Source organism: Deinococcus misasensis DSM 22328, assembly GCF_000745915.1.
Classification (GTDB): Bacteria; Deinococcota; Deinococci; order Deinococcales; family Deinococcaceae; genus Deinococcus_C; species Deinococcus_C misasensis.
This window is the reverse complement of record NZ_JQKG01000004.1, coordinates 142,990-159,812: the sequence shown is the minus strand read 5'-3', so window position 1 is coordinate 159,812 and position 16,823 is coordinate 142,990. Positions and strand designations below refer to the sequence as shown.

Annotated in this window: 11 protein-coding genes; 7 read left to right on the top strand and 4 right to left on the bottom strand. The window is 56.0% G+C overall.

From position 1 onward, the window contains the following. Nucleotides 1-74 precede the first annotated feature (74 nt). A complete protein-coding gene (locus Q371_RS04900; protein WP_034336887.1) occupies nucleotides 75-2,120 on the top strand; it encodes a glycosyl hydrolase in 2,046 nt (681 codons plus the stop codon). A gap of 179 nt (nucleotides 2,121-2,299) precedes the next feature. Here Q371_RS04900 and zwf read toward each other — a convergent pair whose 3' ends face one another. Further along, on the bottom strand, nucleotides 2,300-3,733 hold the full coding sequence (zwf, locus tag Q371_RS04895; RefSeq protein ID WP_034336885.1) for a glucose-6-phosphate dehydrogenase: 1,434 nt from the start codon (nucleotides 3,731-3,733) through the stop codon (nucleotides 2,300-2,302). Between the two features lie 189 nt (nucleotides 3,734-3,922). Here zwf and Q371_RS04890 point away from each other — a divergent pair, with 189 nt between their 5' ends. After that, complete coding sequence (locus tag Q371_RS04890; protein WP_034336882.1) at nucleotides 3,923-6,151, top strand: tetratricopeptide repeat protein; 2,229 nt, start codon at nucleotides 3,923-3,925, stop codon at nucleotides 6,149-6,151. A gap of 165 nt (nucleotides 6,152-6,316) precedes the next feature. Here the strand turns inward: Q371_RS04890 and Q371_RS25355 are convergent, their stop codons facing one another. The 3 genes from Q371_RS25355 to Q371_RS04875 all read right to left on the bottom strand — a co-directional run bounded on the left by Q371_RS25355 (nucleotide 6,317) and on the right by Q371_RS04875 (nucleotide 10,921). Further along, nucleotides 6,317-8,170: a PAS domain S-box protein gene (locus Q371_RS25355; RefSeq protein WP_157442523.1), complete on the bottom strand. Its 1,854-nt coding sequence runs from the start codon at nucleotides 8,168-8,170 to the stop codon at nucleotides 6,317-6,319. Nucleotides 8,171-8,346: 176 nt separating this feature from the next. Further along, nucleotides 8,347-9,753, bottom strand: a complete 1,407-nt coding sequence (locus Q371_RS04880; RefSeq protein ID WP_034336879.1) for a glycosyltransferase family 2 protein — start codon at nucleotides 9,751-9,753, stop codon at nucleotides 8,347-8,349. A 1-nt stretch (nucleotide 9,754) separates the two neighbouring features. After that, nucleotides 9,755-10,921: a HEAT repeat domain-containing protein gene (locus Q371_RS04875; protein ID WP_034336876.1), complete on the bottom strand. Its 1,167-nt coding sequence runs from the start codon at nucleotides 10,919-10,921 to the stop codon at nucleotides 9,755-9,757. A gap of 360 nt (nucleotides 10,922-11,281) precedes the next feature. On the opposite strand from Q371_RS04875, the gene Q371_RS04865 reads away from it, so the two are divergent. From Q371_RS04865 to Q371_RS04845, 5 genes are all read left to right on the top strand, one after another. Next, complete coding sequence (locus Q371_RS04865) at nucleotides 11,282-12,055, top strand: inositol monophosphatase family protein (RefSeq protein WP_034336870.1); 774 nt, start codon at nucleotides 11,282-11,284, stop codon at nucleotides 12,053-12,055. Between the two features lie 182 nt (nucleotides 12,056-12,237). Next, nucleotides 12,238-13,182, top strand: coding sequence for a hypothetical protein (locus Q371_RS04860; protein ID WP_034336867.1), 945 nt, complete (start codon nucleotides 12,238-12,240; stop codon nucleotides 13,180-13,182). A 104-nt stretch (nucleotides 13,183-13,286) separates the two neighbouring features. After that, complete coding sequence (locus tag Q371_RS04855) at nucleotides 13,287-14,540, top strand: SLC13 family permease (protein WP_034336863.1); 1,254 nt, start codon at nucleotides 13,287-13,289, stop codon at nucleotides 14,538-14,540. 273 nt (nucleotides 14,541-14,813) lie between these two features. Then, nucleotides 14,814-15,272 (top strand): MarR family winged helix-turn-helix transcriptional regulator, encoded by a 459-nt coding sequence (locus Q371_RS04850; RefSeq protein WP_034336860.1) that lies wholly within the window; start codon nucleotides 14,814-14,816, stop codon nucleotides 15,270-15,272. Between the two features lie 138 nt (nucleotides 15,273-15,410). Further along, a complete protein-coding gene (locus tag Q371_RS04845; protein ID WP_034336857.1) occupies nucleotides 15,411-16,391 on the top strand; it encodes a ring-cleaving dioxygenase in 981 nt (326 codons plus the stop codon). Nucleotides 16,392-16,823: the final 432 nt, after the last annotated feature.

The following is a 16,823-nucleotide window of genomic DNA, read 5'->3' as shown; positions in this document are numbered from 1 at the left end:
CCAGAGTTGCCTCAGGTTCCACTTGCACGGATGGACCCTGAGGTGTTCAAAACATTTCACATTGAGGAGTTTTGATGACCACACTTTCGCGTTTTGTCCTCCGCACCTCTGGCATGCTGGCCCTGCTGTCTCTGGCTGCCTGCACTGCTGCATCGTCTGGCCCCACCTCACCCACCATCCACACGGTAGACCTTGTGGATGCACAGGCTGAACCTGCAGCAAGGTCCTTGTTTGTGTACCTGCAAGAACTGCGCGGGAAAGAAATCCTGTTCGGACACCAGCATGCCACCACCGAAGGGTTCTCCATCACCGCCAAAGACGGCACCCAATCGGAAGTCCAGAAAGCCGTCGGAGACTTCCCTGGCATGTTCGGATGGGACACCCTCTCTCTGGAAGGCCACGAAAAACCGGGGGTGTTCGGAAACAAAACCCAGAGCCGCGACAACCTGATCCAGGTAATGAAAAAAGCCCACGAGCAAGGTGGGGTGCTGGCCCTCTCCTCCCACATGCCCAACTTTGTGACCGGCGGAAACTTCTACGACACCAAAGGCAATGTGGTGTCCCAGATCCTGCCCGGAGGCAGCAAACACGCCGAATACAACCACTTTCTGGACATGGTCGCAGACTTTGCCCTCAACCTCAAAGACGATGCAGGGCAAGCCATCCCGGTGATTTTCCGTCCTTTCCACGAACAAAACGGTGGCTGGTTCTGGTGGGGTGCACCTTACCGCACCCGAGAGCAGTACATCGAAATCTACCGTTACACCGTGGAATACCTGCGCGATGTCAAAGGGGTGCGCAACTTCCTGTATGGATTCTCTCCGAACGGACCGTTCAACAACTCCGAGAAGACCTTCATGGAAACCTACCCCGGCGATGAATATGTGGACATCCTCGGCTTTGACAGTTACTACGATGGCAAATCCGAAGGGTACTTCGAAGGGGCCAAACAAGACGCCAGTCTGATTTCCAGAATCGCTGACGCCAGAGGCAAAGTCGCAGCCTTCACCGAGTTCGGGTATGTGGGGGTCAAACCCACAGGCACCAAAGACCTGAAATTCTTCACCAAACTGCTCTCTGCCCTGAAATCCGACCCGGACGCCAAACGCATGGCCTACATGCTGACCTGGGCCAACTTCGGGACGGACAACATTTTCGTGCCCTACCGCAGTGCACCGGGCCTTGGCAGCCACGAACTGCTGTCAGACTTCGTGCAATATTCTCTGGACCCTTTCACCTCCTTCAGCAAACAGGTGCAAAACGCCAACCCGTTCAGCAAAACCGTGAACACCATTGCAGAGAAACCTCTGGTGCATGTGGTCTCCCCCACCGGACAGCAAACCCTGTCCAGCCAGAGCACCCACACCCTGAGAACCAAAATCCTGCACGCCCAGCCCAGCAAAGTGGTGTACAGCATCGGCAGCGACCCCACCGAGTTCCCCATGGTGCAGGACACTTCCAGCCCCATGAGTTACTACACCGCCCAGTGGAAACCTGATGCTGCACTCGATGAAAGTGCCACCAGCATCACCGTCAAAGCCTACTTGCAAGACGGCAGCCTCCTGAAAGACACCATCAACCTGTATGTTGGGGAATCCAGCGGAGAAACCAACCCTCTGGTGGTGGACACCTTCGACCGCTACAAAGGCAGCAGCGAACTCCTTGACGCCGTCTACAGCACCGCCGGAGACCTGAACACCATCACTCTGGATTCCAGCACACTGGGCAGTGGCAAATACGGCCTCAAATTTGCTTATACGCTGGGCAGTCAGGGCTACACCGGACAGGTCAAAAACATGTCCGGCGTGAACTGGACCGGCACCAACAAACTGAAACTCTGGCTGAAACCCGACGGCAGCGGCAACCGACTGGTCTTGCAAGTCAATGCCAGCGGCATCTCCTTCGAGGCTTACCCCTCCATTGCAGGCACCGAAGCCACCTGGTTGGAAATTCCCTTCAGCAGCTTCAAACCCGCCCCCTGGGACACCGGAAATGCAGGAAAAACCATGACCCCAGAGACCCTCAAAGACATCCGGTCCTTCGGGATTTACGTCAACAAGAACGACGGGACACCCAACTCGGGCACCCTGTATCTGGATGAAATCATCGCAGTGCCTTAAAGGTTAGGCTCTGGCATGTTCCATCCCCGGCTGAAAAGTCGGGGTGTTTCGTTTTGCACACCACCATTCTGAACACCCCTTCTACGTCAAGGAGCGTTCAGACGCTGAACACAGACCCAAACCCGAGGGTCACCCCGACCTGAGCGACAAGTGGGTGGGAGCCAGACATCGAAAAAGGCTCAATCGTCCTCGGGGGTGCGCCAGTAATGGCCGGGATCCATCAATCTCCCCTGTCCGTTCGGTCCCAGAGCCCCTGAGGGGTACTCCTCGGGTTGGCCCCGTGTCCACGCTTTGAGGATGGGGTCGAGGATGCGCCAGGCTTCTTCCACTTCGTCGTACCTCAGGAAGTGGGTCTGGTCGCCTTCGGCAGCATCCACCAGCAGTTGCTCGTACGCGGAAAAATCCTCTTCTTCCTTGCGGGACAACTCGGTTCTGAGCACCACCGGACGGGTTTCGAGGTTCAGGCCGGGGGTTTTGGCGTAGGCCACCAGTTCAATGCTTTCTGCGGGCTTCATGCGGAAAATCAGCCAGTTGGAGAGGTCCTCCACCCCATCAAACAACTGGGTGGGCACCTCTTTGAACTGAACGGCCACCTCGGTGTAGGTCTCTTTCATGCGTTTTCCACTGCGCAGGTAGAAAGGCACCCCCTCCCAGCGCCAGTTGTCGATGTACAGTTTCACCGCAGCAAAAGTCTCTGTGCGTGAAGTGTGGGGCACCCCCTCTTCTTCCATGTAGCCCGGCACGGTTTTGCCGTCCATTTCACCCGCACCGTACCGCCCACGGACCGCAAACTCCTTGACCCGGTCCAGAGGGATGCTGCGCACGCTCTGGAGCACCTCCACTTTGTGCTGGCGCAGGTTGTCGGCGTTCCAGCGGCTGACCGGTTCGATGGCGGTCAGGGCAAAAATCTGCATCAGGTGGTTTTGCAGCATGTCCCTGAGGGCTCCGGCCTGATCGTAGTACTTGTAACGCCCCTCCAGCCCGAGGGTTTCGGCAGCAGTGATTTGCACCTGTGCAATGTTGGCACTGTTCCAGATGGGCTCCATGAAGCGGTTGGCAAAACGGAACACCATCAGGTTCTGCACGGTTTCTTTGCCCAGAAAGTGGTCGATGCGAAAAAGCTGGTGCTCTTTCCAGTGCTTGTGCAGGTGTTTGCGCAGTTGCTGGGCCGATGAAAGGTCCCAGCCGAACGGTTTTTCGATGATGAGCCTGCGCCAGCCGTTCTTTTCGCGGTGCAAACCTGCTGCACCCAGAGAAATGGCCGCTTCATCAAAAAACTGCGGAGGCAAAGCCAGATAAAACAGGGCGTTGCCGTCCAGTTTTTCTTCCAGTTGTTTCAGGTGCTCTGGGGTGAGGTCCCCTTGCAGGTAATCAATGCGCCCTTTGAGTTCATCCCACACGTCCTTTGAGAAGTTCGGAACAAATTCTTTGAGGTTCTTCTCAAGGTGCTTCAAAAACTGCTCGGGGGTCCAGTCTTCGCGAGCAAAACCCACCACCTTGAACTCGGGCAGGCGTTCTTTTTTGATCAATCGGTAAATGGCGGGAAACAGGAGCCTGCGGGTCAAATCTCCGGTCGCTCCGAGGATCACAAGGGTGAAAGGTTCAATGGGCATGGGTGCCTCCTTCGGTCTTTTTCACCATAGAGGCAGATCGGTAAATTTTTCGTATGAATCGCAACCAAAGTGCAGAATGTCGGGACAGGAAACGCCAGTCAACCCCGTGCAGTGACGGCAATCATCTTGCAATCATGGGTCCAGAAGTACAGTGACACCATCAGAAGAAGCTTTCTTCGAGGAGTTCACATGAAACAGCCTTCAAAATCCCTGCTCAAATCCATTTGCACCCTCGGGGTGTTGTTGCAACTCGGCGCACAGGCCGCCCCGGACATCCTTTCCATCAGCAACACCACCACCATTCCCACCACCGATCAGGTGCGCTGCCCGAGCCGTGCCGGAGGCCAGACCTCCATGCCGGATGTTTCCGCGGTGCTGCAACCCCAGCTTTCTGAAGCCTTGGTGCAACTCGAAACCCGCCTGAAGGAAATGAAACCCACCGATCCCGGTTACACCCTGCTGGTGGGGATGCGTGACCAGTTGATCGCCCAGCAGAACATCCAGAGCCCTTTTCAGGCCCCCATCGAACCGGAAACCCTGGCAGGGAGCGAACGTCCTGTGAACCTGACCGAAGCCCTCGGGATGCTGCAAGCGGCCCTTGAGGGGTCTCTGGCCCCAGAGACTTTTGCAGCCCTCAAAGCCACATCCGATTACCAGTCTGCAAGCAAACTGCGCGGAAAAGTGCCGATTGCCATGGCCAATGGCAAACCTCTGGCAGCGATGGCGTTTTTGTTGCGTGCCCATGAACTGGACCCCAACCACCCAGAGGATCTGGTGAGCCTGTCCGGTCTGGCAAACTTTTACGGTTTCTGGTACGAAAGCCTCGCTTTGCTGGAGGCTGCCCGAGCACAGCAAAGCACCCTGAACACCCCGTGGGGCATGAACCCCACCGCCATGATCCTCAACAATCAGGGGCATGCCCTGCTGGGTCTGAATCGGCCCGCACAGGCTGAAGTGGTGCTCCGTGAAGCGGTGCGCCTTGAACCCCTGCTCACCGAGGCGAAAAAGAATCTGGCGCAGGCTCTGGGTGAACAGGGCAAGTGCACGGAGGCCGCAAGATGGTACCGTCTGGGCAATTACCGGATGCCCCTCAAAGACATGGTGGGACCGGGGGGTGGACCCGTAGAGTCTCCAGAGGTGGACGTGATCACCCTCAAACCTTATGAAGAGGCTTACACCATGTCCAAAGGCATCGAGGGGCGCTTTCCGAACATTCCGATGCCTGCCAACATCCGCGAGGCCACCGAAGCCGCCCCTTTTGTCAGCAATGAAATGAACCGGGCTGCAGTGGCCGCGCAGCAGAACAGCCAGAAATTCCAGCAACTCTGGCCGGGCATTTACAACAAGGGCAACCAGCTTCTGAAAAACCCCAAAACCCGCATGACCGGCGAGGTGACGTTGCACCTGATGGGCCCCATCAACTCTGCAGACCCTGAAGATGCAGACATCAACAAACTGTACGAGAAAGTGGATGAGGCCCACCAGCAGTACTTCGCAGCCCGCGAACCTGTGGACCAGAGGTACATCAAGGCAGCAGAACAGAGCGCCACCCAGTACAGCTCTGAACTCCTCGGGTGCAACGGGAACGGTCCCTGTCAGGAACGTGCCCGGATTGAGCACGACAAGCGCATGTGCGCTGCGGGCAAACAATGGAATTCTGCCCTGCTGGGAGACCTTCAGCAGTACGACACAGCCTACCGTGCCTACTACCGTCCCTTTCACAAGGTGCTGAGTGGTCTGGTGGGATACCTGAGCGACGCAGAATTTTATCAGGCGGCCACCACCCAGATGAAAGCCATTTACTTCCAGAACTACAGCACCTACCTGTCTGTGGTGGGCATGCATGTGGTCACCGCAGGGGCATACGGCACCTTCTGCAAGGATGAAGTTCCCCCACCGGATCTGGTGGCCCAAGACCCCGAGGACGCCAAAGCCTGCGAAGCCAGTCCCATCAAACCCAAAGCTTCGGTGGCCTTTTTGGAAGTGACCTACATGTGCGAAAAAGTCGAGGTGGAGGCGTCCACCGAAGGGGTTCTTGCCGCTTTCGTGGTGGTTGGTTACGAACAGTCCCAGCGTTACGTCAAACTGACCGATCCCAAAGAGCGCTTCATTGAAAAGCAGGCCGGGCGCAATCCTGACCGCAAGTTGCAACTGCGCAATTACGGTTACGCTTTCGATGGCAAACTCACCATTTTTGCCGGGGGCAAAGTGTCTGCGGGGGGTTCTGTTGGCCCTGTGGAAGCCGATGTGGGTGCAAAATTCGGACCCTATGTGACCATTGACGGCGGAGGCAACATTCTGGATGCGGGTGGCAAAGTGGACACCAGCCAGTCCACCATGGTCAACCTCGGGTTGGTGTCGGTGGGTTACGAGGCTGAAGGCCCCGGAGACAGCTTCTCCATCATGTCTGGAAAATGAATGCTGGGGCAGGGTCACAGGAGAGGGTGTGCTTGTGGTCCTCGTCCAGAGCAAGACAGTAGACAGTTCACAGCAAGAAATCCTCGTGCAGGACATCTCAGAACCGTCAACAGCACATGTGAAGCTTGACCAGCAAGAAAGAGGCCCCAGAGGGGCCTCTTTCCCTCATGCCTCTGGAACAGGTTCGGTCATCACTTGCACGAACACCTGCACCAGTTCCGGGTCCAGCAGGGTTCCGGCTTCTTTCCAGAGCTGTGAAATGGCCGCCTCGTGGCTGAAGGCTTTTTTGTAGGGTCTTTCGCTGGTCAGTGCGTCGTACACATCCACCACCGCAAAGAGTCGGGCCAGAAAAGGAATGGTCTTGCCTGATAGCCCTTCCGGGTATCCCGAGCCATTCCAGCGTTCCTGATGGTGCAGCACGATGTCGAGGGTGCGCTCTGGCAGGGAGGGAATCGAACGGGTCAGTTCGAATCCCACCACCGGGTGTTGCTTGATGATGGCCCACTCCTCTGGGTCGAGTTTTCCGGGTTTGAGGAGCACCGCATCCGGGGTGGCAATTTTGCCGATGTCGTGCAGGTACGCTCCCCAGCGGAGTTCCTTGAGGGTTTCTTCGTCCAGCCCGACCCCTTCCCCAAGTTTCTGGCAGAGTTCGATCACCCGGTCGGTGTGGCCTTTGGTTTCGTAATCGCGGTATTCGAGGGCCAGTCCGAGGGTGCGCATGGTTTCTTCTCGGGAGGCTTCCAGACGCTGAATGTCCACCAGTTTGCTGTAAGCGAGGCTCACCCGTTCTTCAATGGCCCCGAGCAACCTCTGGGTGGATGGTGAGACCTCGATATGCCCCCTGTGCACGAAACTGATGGCACCGTACACTTCACCATCGGCGTGGATGGGCAGCAGGGCAAAGGCGCGGAACAGTTTGCGGTTCTGAACGTCGGTTTTCCCGATGCGGGTGTTCTCTGCACCAATGAACAGGGGTTTCGTGCCTTCCAGCAGTTGCAGGACCGTGGCACGGGTGTTGCGGGCCAGCACATGCTCGATCTGCTGGCGCACCTCCGGGTTCGCCCCATGAAAAGCCTCAAGGTGCAGGTTCTCTTCTTGAAAACTGATGAAGAAACCAAATTCATATTCGGTGAGGGGCAAGGCCAGTTTGATGGCCTCTTCTGCAACCTCCAGAGGCTGGTTGGCCAGCAAAATGCGGTACTTGAGTTCCAGCAACGAGGTGTAGCGCTGGTTCTGTTCGCGGGCTTCCTGCTGGGCCTTTTTGCGTGAAGTGATGTCTTCGGTGACCACCAAGAGCAGGCGTTCTCCGGGCTGCTCTGGATGTCCGATCACCCGCATGGTGCTGGACACCCACAGGGTGCGGCCCGAGCGGTGCACCACCCGGTACTCGTAGGCCCGGTAGTCGGCTTTGCCCTGCCAGATTTCCTCAATGTCTGCATCGGTCAGGTGTCCGTGGTCCTCGGGGTGCAACAGGTCAAAAGACATCCCCACCATCTCGTTGGGGGCATACCCGAGCATCCTTTCACTGGCCGCCGATGCGTACACGCAACGCCCTTCGCGGTTGTACATGCGGTACAGACCGGGACTGTTGTTGAGGATCAGTTGATACAGGTCATCGCGGTTTTTGAGGGCTTCCTGTGCCCGCATTTCCGAAGACAAATCCCGATGGGTGGAGATCCAGTACCGCCCCTGCGGTTCAATGTCGATGGGAGACAGGCTGAGTTCAGCCCAGTAGGTGCTGCCATCTTTGCGTTTGAACTGGGCACGGCACTGGTAAGGCAGGTTGGACCGCACATTGGAGACCACTTCTGAGATGATCTGCTGGGAGATGTTTTCGCTTTCCAGCATCCTCGGGTTGTGACCTTCGAGGTCAGGTTTGGGGTAACCGGTCAGGCGTTCAGCAGCAGGATTGGCGTACAGAATGCGGGGCTGTCCGGGAACGATGTCCAGAATCAGAATGGCATCAAAAGTGGACTCCAGAGCAGCGGAGGTCAGTTTGAGCCAGTCAGGGGTGTTCATGGGACCTCCTTTGCTGGGATGGGGCTTTTTGCCGATGGTGCTCCACAAGCCCACCTTTCCATGCAGACGATTTCATCTGTAATTTATCTTTCTAGCCTTTTTTGCCCGAGCAAAACAAGAACTCAGGCAGCCACACGTACAGGGGACTGCCTGAATCTTAAGAAATTGGGCTGAAATTACCGTCGGATCTGCTGCCGTCTCTGGACATCCCACTGTCCTTTTCGGGTGTACAGGGTGACCAGAGCCAGCACCCGTTCGAAGGCCAGCACCTGTCGGTACCCGAGTTGTTCCAGCACCGTGGCAAAGATCAAACCGAGGCGGTCCTGAAACCGGGCATAGCGCTTGATCATGAAGCCCTCGATGCCCAGCGAAGCGGCACTGACCAGTGTGCCGTAGAGCAAGGCCATCACCAGAAAGAGCACGGCAAAATCGGCGTTGAGCTGTCCGGTGAGCCACAGGTACAGGGTGAGCAGGTAACCAAACACCTCCAGCACAGGGGCAAAAGCCTCAAACAGCAAGTAAAACGGCATGCTGAACATCCCAATGCGACCATAACGGGGATTCAAGAACATTTTGCGGTGGGTCCAGAGGGTTTCCACAAGCCCCCTCTGCCAGCGGTTTCTTTGCTTGCGCAGCATCCCCAGATCAGAAGGCACCTGTGTCCAGCAGATTGGGTCCATGGTGTAGCGGATGTGGTATTTCTGCTTTCTTTCACGCATTTCGCGGTGCAGACGGACCACCAGTTCCATGTCCTCGCCTACGGTGTCGGTGCGGTAACCGCCCACATCCAGCACAGCCTTTCTGGAAAACAGTCCAAAAGCACCAGAGATGATCAAAAGAACGCCAAGTTGACTGAAGGTGGACCGTCCAGCCAGAAAAGCCCGGGTGTACTCGACGACCTGAATCCGTTCAATCCAGCTTTTTGGGGCGTGGGCTTCCTGAACCTGATCTTCCAGAATCTGGCTGCCGTTCATCACCCGAACGGTTCCACCCACCGCCAGCAGGTGGTCGTCTTCCAGAAACTGACGGGACACCCGCATCAGGGCTCTGGCTTCCAGCATGCTGTCTGCATCCACCGAGCAAAACAGGGGCTTGGTCGAGTGGGTGATTCCGGCATTGAGGGCATCGGCTTTGCCCCCGTTTTCCTTGTCGATCACCAGCAAATGGGGGTATTTGATGCTGCGGTACAACCCAAGGACCTTTTTGGATTCCAGCACCCTTGAAGGGAATTCGCGGGTTTCTTCCAGCAGGAATTCTTCCTGAAGTTTTTGCAGGGTCTGGTCTTTTGAACCGTCATTGATCACGATCACTTCGAACTCGGGGTACTGCAAGTTCAGAAAAGAGTGCACCGAGGCCACAATGGTGTTTTCTTCATTGTGGGCAGGGACCAGCAGGCTGATGGGGCGGTAGTAACCTTTCTCCATGTAGGATTTCATCAGCACCTTCTCCCCTTTGAGGGCAGAGGTGGTCATCACCCGCGTTGCCACCAGAATGCTCAGGGCGTAAATGCTATTGAGCACAGCAAAATACACCACAATCAGCACCTCCAGAGCATACAAAACCGTGCTTTGCCAGTTCTCCATCTCAGGCCGCCTGCAAGGATTGCGAAGCCATGTCTCGGGCGTACCGGTCGGGATGCTGATGCATGGCCAGTTGCAAAGTCTGGTGCCCCTCTGGGCCGAGTTCCAGCAGGGCCTGTGCGCTGTTGTGACGCACCCACCACGCTTCATCGGCCAGAGCGTCATACAGCAAGGTGGTCACCTGTTCGTTTTTGATGGCTTTGCAGGCCAGAGCTGCCTGTGCCCGCACGAACCAGACGGGATCTTCCAGCAAAGCATAAACCTCTGGTACGGCTTCTGAGGGAACCTGCTGCATGCTGACCAGCACTTTCAGACTGGCTGCCCGCAAATCTGGATTTTTGGAATTCAGCAAAGTCAGGCATTCATCCAGACATTCTTCTGCACGCACGTAAGTCAGGGCACGCAAAGCCCGCAGTTGCATGCTCTGTTCTTCGTCTTTGAGGAGGTCTTGCAAGAGGAGCACGCCGCGGTCTCCCAAAAGCACCAGCACCTGTTCGATCCAACCCGAGCTGAACCGGTCATCGCGCACCAGACGCTCAAAGGTGCGGGCCACTTCTTTTCGGGGCACCTGAGACACCGCCATGGAACGGGCCAGCGAAGTCAGGGCCAGACGTTGCAGGTCAGGGTGTTTGGAAAAGCACTGCTGATACAGCATTGGGTGGGTCTGCGGATCGCACAGCAAAGCCCAGCGTTCCAGCACCCGCACCTTTTCCAGACGGGAAGAACTGGTGCGCAGGATGTGCATGTCTCTGGACAGAAGTCCAGTCATTTCATAGATGTGACGGGCCTTCTCGGACTTCTCTGGTTCAAGGGTGTCTTTGATGATGAGCAGGGCTTCGGCGGCAATGGGGTCTGCCGTGCGGGTGGGCAAAGGGGCACGGTTGAACAGCACCTCATGCCACACGCCCATCCAGCGTTCCCGCTCTTTGTTGGTGCGCTCAAAGTGCGACTCACTGTACGAAAAATAACCAGACTGGTAGGCCACGGCTCCCACCAGAGACAGCACCGTGAGCAGAATCAGGGCCAGCAGCACCTGATACACCACCTCGGGTTGTTCTTGCCACGCAGGCACCAGCAGCACGAACACCAGAGCGGCCAGACTGCCCACCACCAGCAATCCCAAAAACAATGACAGATGATTCAGGCCTGAAAGGCCCCAGCGTCTCCACATGTCAATCCATCCTCCTCAAATGTCCAAACCCATGAAATGTTCGATGTGATCCCTGAGCTGTGATTTCTGAACTGCAATTTCTTCAGTGTTTCCTGTGGGTTGATCTGCGTTTGCTGCCCTTTTGGATGCATCTAAGGGATTTCCCCAATGCCCATGGGCAGACGGTGCATTATGCGCAGAAAGTGCACAATCCATGCTTGTGGATTTCCCACAATGTTCAGGACCCCATTCAGAAAATGGGCAAACCTGAACCTTCTCTCAAGTGCCTTTGCCGTCTGGCAAAGCAAACCATCACCGGGTCATCTAAGCAACTTCCTGAAGGCTGATCTTCTTCATGCACAGGACTTCGATAATTGAGGCATGCACGCACAAGAAGCCCTCCAAATCGCCACTCTGGCTGCACAGGCCGCGGGAAAACTGCAACAGGCAGGCCAGCAGCAACTGAAAAACATCCAGCAAAAAAGCCACTTCAACGACCTCGTCACCGAAGTGGATCAGGAATGTGAAGCCACCATCCGCCAGATCTTGCACCAAAATGCCCCAGAGCATGCCATTCTGGGTGAAGAGGGGGGCAGCACTGGAGAAAGCCGTTTCCGCTGGATTGTGGACCCTCTGGACGGCACCCACAACTATGTGCGCGGCCTGCCCATGAGTGGGGTCAGCATTGGCTTCGAGGTGGATGGCCAGATGCAAGCCGGAGTGGTGTTCGACCCCTCCAGAGAAGAAATGTTCACCGCAATTCGAGGCAAAGGGGCCTTCCTGAACGGCGAACCCATTCAGGTCAGTGCTTTTGCCTCGATGCAGGACCCTCTGGCCATTGCCACAGGTTTCTCCAGACAGGGCCACCTGAAAGAGGTGGCCTTGCAGCAGTTCACCACCCTGATCCACAAGGGATTGTCGGTGCGCCGTTACAGCAGTTCCACCCTGACCCTTGCCTACATCGCAGCAGGCAGGCTGGACGCTTACTGGGACCTCAAATTGGCACCGTGGGACACTGCAGCAGGTTCCCTGCTTGTGGAGGAGGCCGGAGGCAAAGTCACTGCCGTTTCTGGTGAACCTTTTGTGCTGGGAGGTTCCTTGCTGGCCAGCAACGGTCACCTGCATGATGAACTGCTCGGGTTGCTGAAGACCTGAAGATCTGAAGTCCAACACGCACTCATTTGCTGCTCGGGCGGTGTTCTCCAAGAGCGGTCAGAACACCGCTCTTGGTGGTGATCAGCGGATGTTTTTAACTGAAGATGCGTATTGTGACGAAACAAAGAAACTGTTGTGATGGTGAAACCTTCCCTCAACCCCGGAAGGCAGGAGGCACCACCATGGGCTTGATTGACCGCATCGAAAAAGAACTTGGGTTACCGGGTCTGGTTCAAAAACTGGCTTCAGATCTTGCTCCCACCGACCTCACATCATTGCTGCTGGAAGTATACCGCCAGCAGGCCCACAGGCGGTCAGCGGCTCAGGTACTTGCGGAATATCAGCAAAACCGATTTGTGAAGCCTGCACAGGTCAGCCCCAGACAACTACTGAACTGGGAAACCACACTCTTTGACACCTTGCCAGAGGAAGTGGAAGTGCTCGATTTGTCCCCTGTGACCCCTCTGGGCACCTGTTCGGTGGTGGCGGGCGTGGACCAGAATTGGTCGGTGTCCACCGTGCGAGGCATGGAAGTGGTTTCGGATGCCACCAACGTGTTGGCCCTTGAAGCCGCTGCCCGCAGGCAAACCCTGCGGAAAGCCCACCCCAAATCCAGAGAGGTTGTCCGTCTGGGTGCCAGCCACCGTTTGCTGAGGCCCCAAATTCCGTTCATTCCTGGGGTGTCCACCCACTTCAATTTGTTCTGCATGGTCAGTGCTGGTCGGGATCTGGGCAGCAGGGGTTTTGAATTTCAGCACGTGTTGCAGCACTTGCAAGTGCAGCTCAGAGCCCTGAGGGCTTTTGTGTCGCCAGAACTTGCCCTGAAAGTCAAGGTGACAGATTTTCATAGAGACACCCAACCTGACCGCATCAAAACAGACATCTTGGATGTCCTGCAAACCGCTTTTTCAAACTTGGTGTGTGAGGTTGATCCTCACCGGATCGGGGGCAAAGGGTACTATTCTGGGTTGTGTTTTTATGTGTTCGCCTTGATGCCAGACGGAAATGAATTGAATTTGTCCGATGGGGGTGAAGTGCCTTGGGGACAGCGTCTGCTCAGCAACCAAAAAGAACGCATGGTGATCAGTGGTCTCAGTGGTGAACGGTCAGCAGGTCTGCTGTTTTGATGTGTGAAACAGAAAGATCTGTTTGAATCCTTCTGTCAGATGCTTTAAACCTGAAGTCCCACTCGAAGGACAAATTCTGACCTCTGGGCTGTCAAAATACAGGCATGACACTGGCATGGCTTGCTCTGCTCGGTCTGGTGGGGGTTCTGGTGGTCGGGGCCATCCGCACAGACCTGAATGTGGGGTTGCTGGCCATGGCTCTGGCGTTCGTGATCGGCACCGCTGGAGCAGGCCTTGCACCCACCGAATTTGGTGCCCTGTTGCCCGGAAACCTGCTCCTGACGCTTGTTGGGGTGACCCTGTTCTTTGAACTCCTCAGGCAAAACGGCACCCTCGATCAGATCACCCAACGCATCCTCAAACTGGCCCGAGGAGACAGCAAACGCCTGCCGATGGTGTTCTTCTTTTTGACATTCATCAGTTCGGCTCTGGGGCCGGGAAACATCGCTTCCACCGCCCTGATCGCCCCTGTGGCCATGCGGGTCGGGGTGGCAGCAGGGGTGCATCCGGTCCTGATGGCGATTGTGGTGTGCACCGGTGCCAATGCAGGCACCTTCTCTCCTGTGGCGGTCACAGGCAGCATCAACACTGAACTGATGCGCTCAATTGGACTGGAGCAGGGCCTGAACCTCCACATTTTCGGGATGGTGGCATTGATCCAGACGGTGAGTGCAGTGCTGGCCTACCTGATCTTTCAAGGCTGGAAAACCCACACCTCTGAAACCACCCCTCAACCCGAGACCCCTGCCAGACCAGAGCCTCTGAACTGGAAAAACCGGGTGTCTTTGCTGGCCCTTGCCTGCTTCATTCTGTCGGTGATCGTGCTGAAATGGCCTGCCAGCATGGCCGCGTTCCTGCTGGTGGCCGTGCTGACCGTCCTGAAAGTGGCCCCTTCGGAAGACAGCATCAAAAACCTGCCGTGGTCGGTGATCCTGTTGATTTCAGGCATCAGTGTGCTGCTGGCCTTGCTGGAAAAAACCAGCAGTCTGGACCTGCTGACCTCCATGCTGGCCCAGTACACCCCTCAGGGCTTCTTGCATGCTGCTCTGGCTTTCGTGACCGGACTGGCTTCGGTGGGCAGCAGTTCCAGTGGTGTGGTGATGCCCCTGTTCATCCCTCTGGTGCCAGAGCTGGTCTCCAAACTCGGGGGCAGCAGTTTGCAAGACGCTGTGGTGGCCATTGATGTGGGCTCCCACATGGTGGATGTCAGTCCGCTTTCCACCCTCGGGGCCTTGTGCCTTGCTGCCCTGCCCGAGCAGGTCAACCGTGCAAGGGTGTTCAAGGGGTTGCTGCTCTGGGGCCTGTGCATGACGGTGGTGGGGGCTGTGCTGGCTTACGTGATTCTGGATGTGTTCTGAAGGGCAAGCACAAAGCCTCCAGTTTGATTCTTCAACTGAAAGAGCGGTCAGCGGTCAGCGAAAAGCTCACCTTAAAACTTTTTTTCGACAACAGCAAAAAACAAAAACGACAAGTGAAAGCCCACTCAGATTTGAAGGTCAAAAGGCAGCAAGAAAACTTTCCTTCTGGCTGAACGCTGATCGCTGATGGCTCTCTCTGTTTGCACTGAGCGAACAGCGACTTTGCGCTGCCCCTGAGGCATTCTGGACCCTATGGTGTAGCATGTCGGTACCATGGGCACCAAATTTCAGGGCAACGACCGTCAAATTCAGGCACTCAATGCCTACATCAAATTGCACCGCGCAGCGTCCACCGTAGAGACTGCTGCCAATCAGCACCTGCAAAACCATGATTTGAGCCTCAGCCAATTCAGTGTGCTGGAAGCCCTGTTTCACCTCGGGCCACTGACCCAGAAGCAACTGGGCGAGAAGATCCTCAAGTCCAAAGGCAACCTGACCATGGTGATCGACAACCTCGAAAAAAGAGGACTGGCGGTGCGTGAGCGCAGCTCAAAAGACCGCCGAAACATCCACGTCAGCATCACAGAGCAGGGAAACCAACTGATTGCAGGCATCCTGCCGGGTCATGTGGAGGGGATCGAACAGGTGTTTTCGGTGCTGACCCCTGAAGAATTGGGCACACTGGCCGATTTGTGCAAAAAACTCGGGCTGGGTGTGGCTGGGAACACCTGAGAACAGCAGCAATGCTGTACAAAACAATCAAAAAGAGGCTCTGGACTTCCAGAGCTTTTTTGATGAAAGGCCAAAAGGTGCTTTTTTCACATATTGGTTTAATATTAAACTGTTTAATGTGGACATAAGGAGGTTTCCATGCGAAACCCTGCGCAAGGCATCCACCACATCACCGTCATGGCCAGCCATCCCCAGAGAAACATCGACTTCTACACCCAGGTTCTGGGCCAGCGCATGGTCAAAGTCACCGTCAATTTTGACGATCCCGGCACCTACCACCTGTACTACGGAGACAGGGTGGGCACCCCCGGCACCATCATGACTTTTTTTCCTTGGTACGGGGCCAAAAGAGGCCAGAGGGGAAACGGAGAAGCTGTGGCAACGGGCTACACCATCCGACCTCAGAGCCTTCCCTACTGGACAGAGCGCCTGCAAAACCTGAGCATTCCCTTCACGACCTCCACCCGCTTTGGTGAAACGGTCCTGACCCTGGAAGATCCAGACGGCATGCTGCTGGAGATCATCGCCTCCAGCAAAGCCAGCCCGGTGGAACACTGGGAAAACGGACCCATCGAAGCAGAAAACGCCCTGCAAGGCTTTCATGGGGTCACCCTCTGGGTGGGGAACCTGAAAAGTTCACAGGTCTTGCTGGAAACCCATCTGGGCATGGTTTACGTGGGTTCTGAAGCCGATCCAGAGGGCACCCGTCACCGTTTCGAAGCGGTCTCGGGCGGGGTGGGCAGCCATGTGGATGTGGTCGAAAGACCCGGCAAAGGCAAAGGACGCAGCGGAGCAGGCACCATCCACCATGTCGCCATGCGCACCGTTTCCGACGACGAGCAACAGGAGTACATGCATGCCCTTTTTGCCAAAGGCTACGGGGTGACGCGCGTGCAGGACAGGCAGTACTTTCACAGCATCTATTTTCGTGACCTCTCTGGGGTGCTCTTTGAAATTGCCACCGATGCTCCCGGCTTTGCGGTGGATGAACCCGAAACCGAACTGGGCAAACACCTCAAACTCCCCGAATGGTACGAGCCCAGACGGACAGACATCGAGAACCATGTGCGCAAAATCACCAGTCCTGAATACGGAATCACCATCGGGAACCGAGAGTGAACAAGACCCCAAAAGAGAATCCTCCAGAGCAAGCTCTGGAGGATTCTCTTTTCTCAAACCAACAAGGAGGAGGTGAAGTTGACCGTCAGGTGCGAGGGGAATTGGAAAGAAGACGAAAGGGGTTGGAGGGGACGTTCGCACCGAACTTGAAGTCAGTATAGGAGAGGGGCCTGTACGCTTTTCTTACACTTCATTGTGAACGGACATTAACATGACAAACCTACCCCCAGGGTAAGCACAAAGTCTGACTTTTGGCATGTCACTTGAAAAGCGGTCAGCGATCAGCTTTCAGCAAAAAGCCACTCCAGAGGCTTTTGCTTTGGAAAACAGCCAGACAAAAAGACACAAAATGAAAGCCCATCAGACTTTCCCTTCAAAAGGCAGCCAGAAAACTGTCCTTAGTGCTGACTGCTGATCGCTGACGGCTGATGG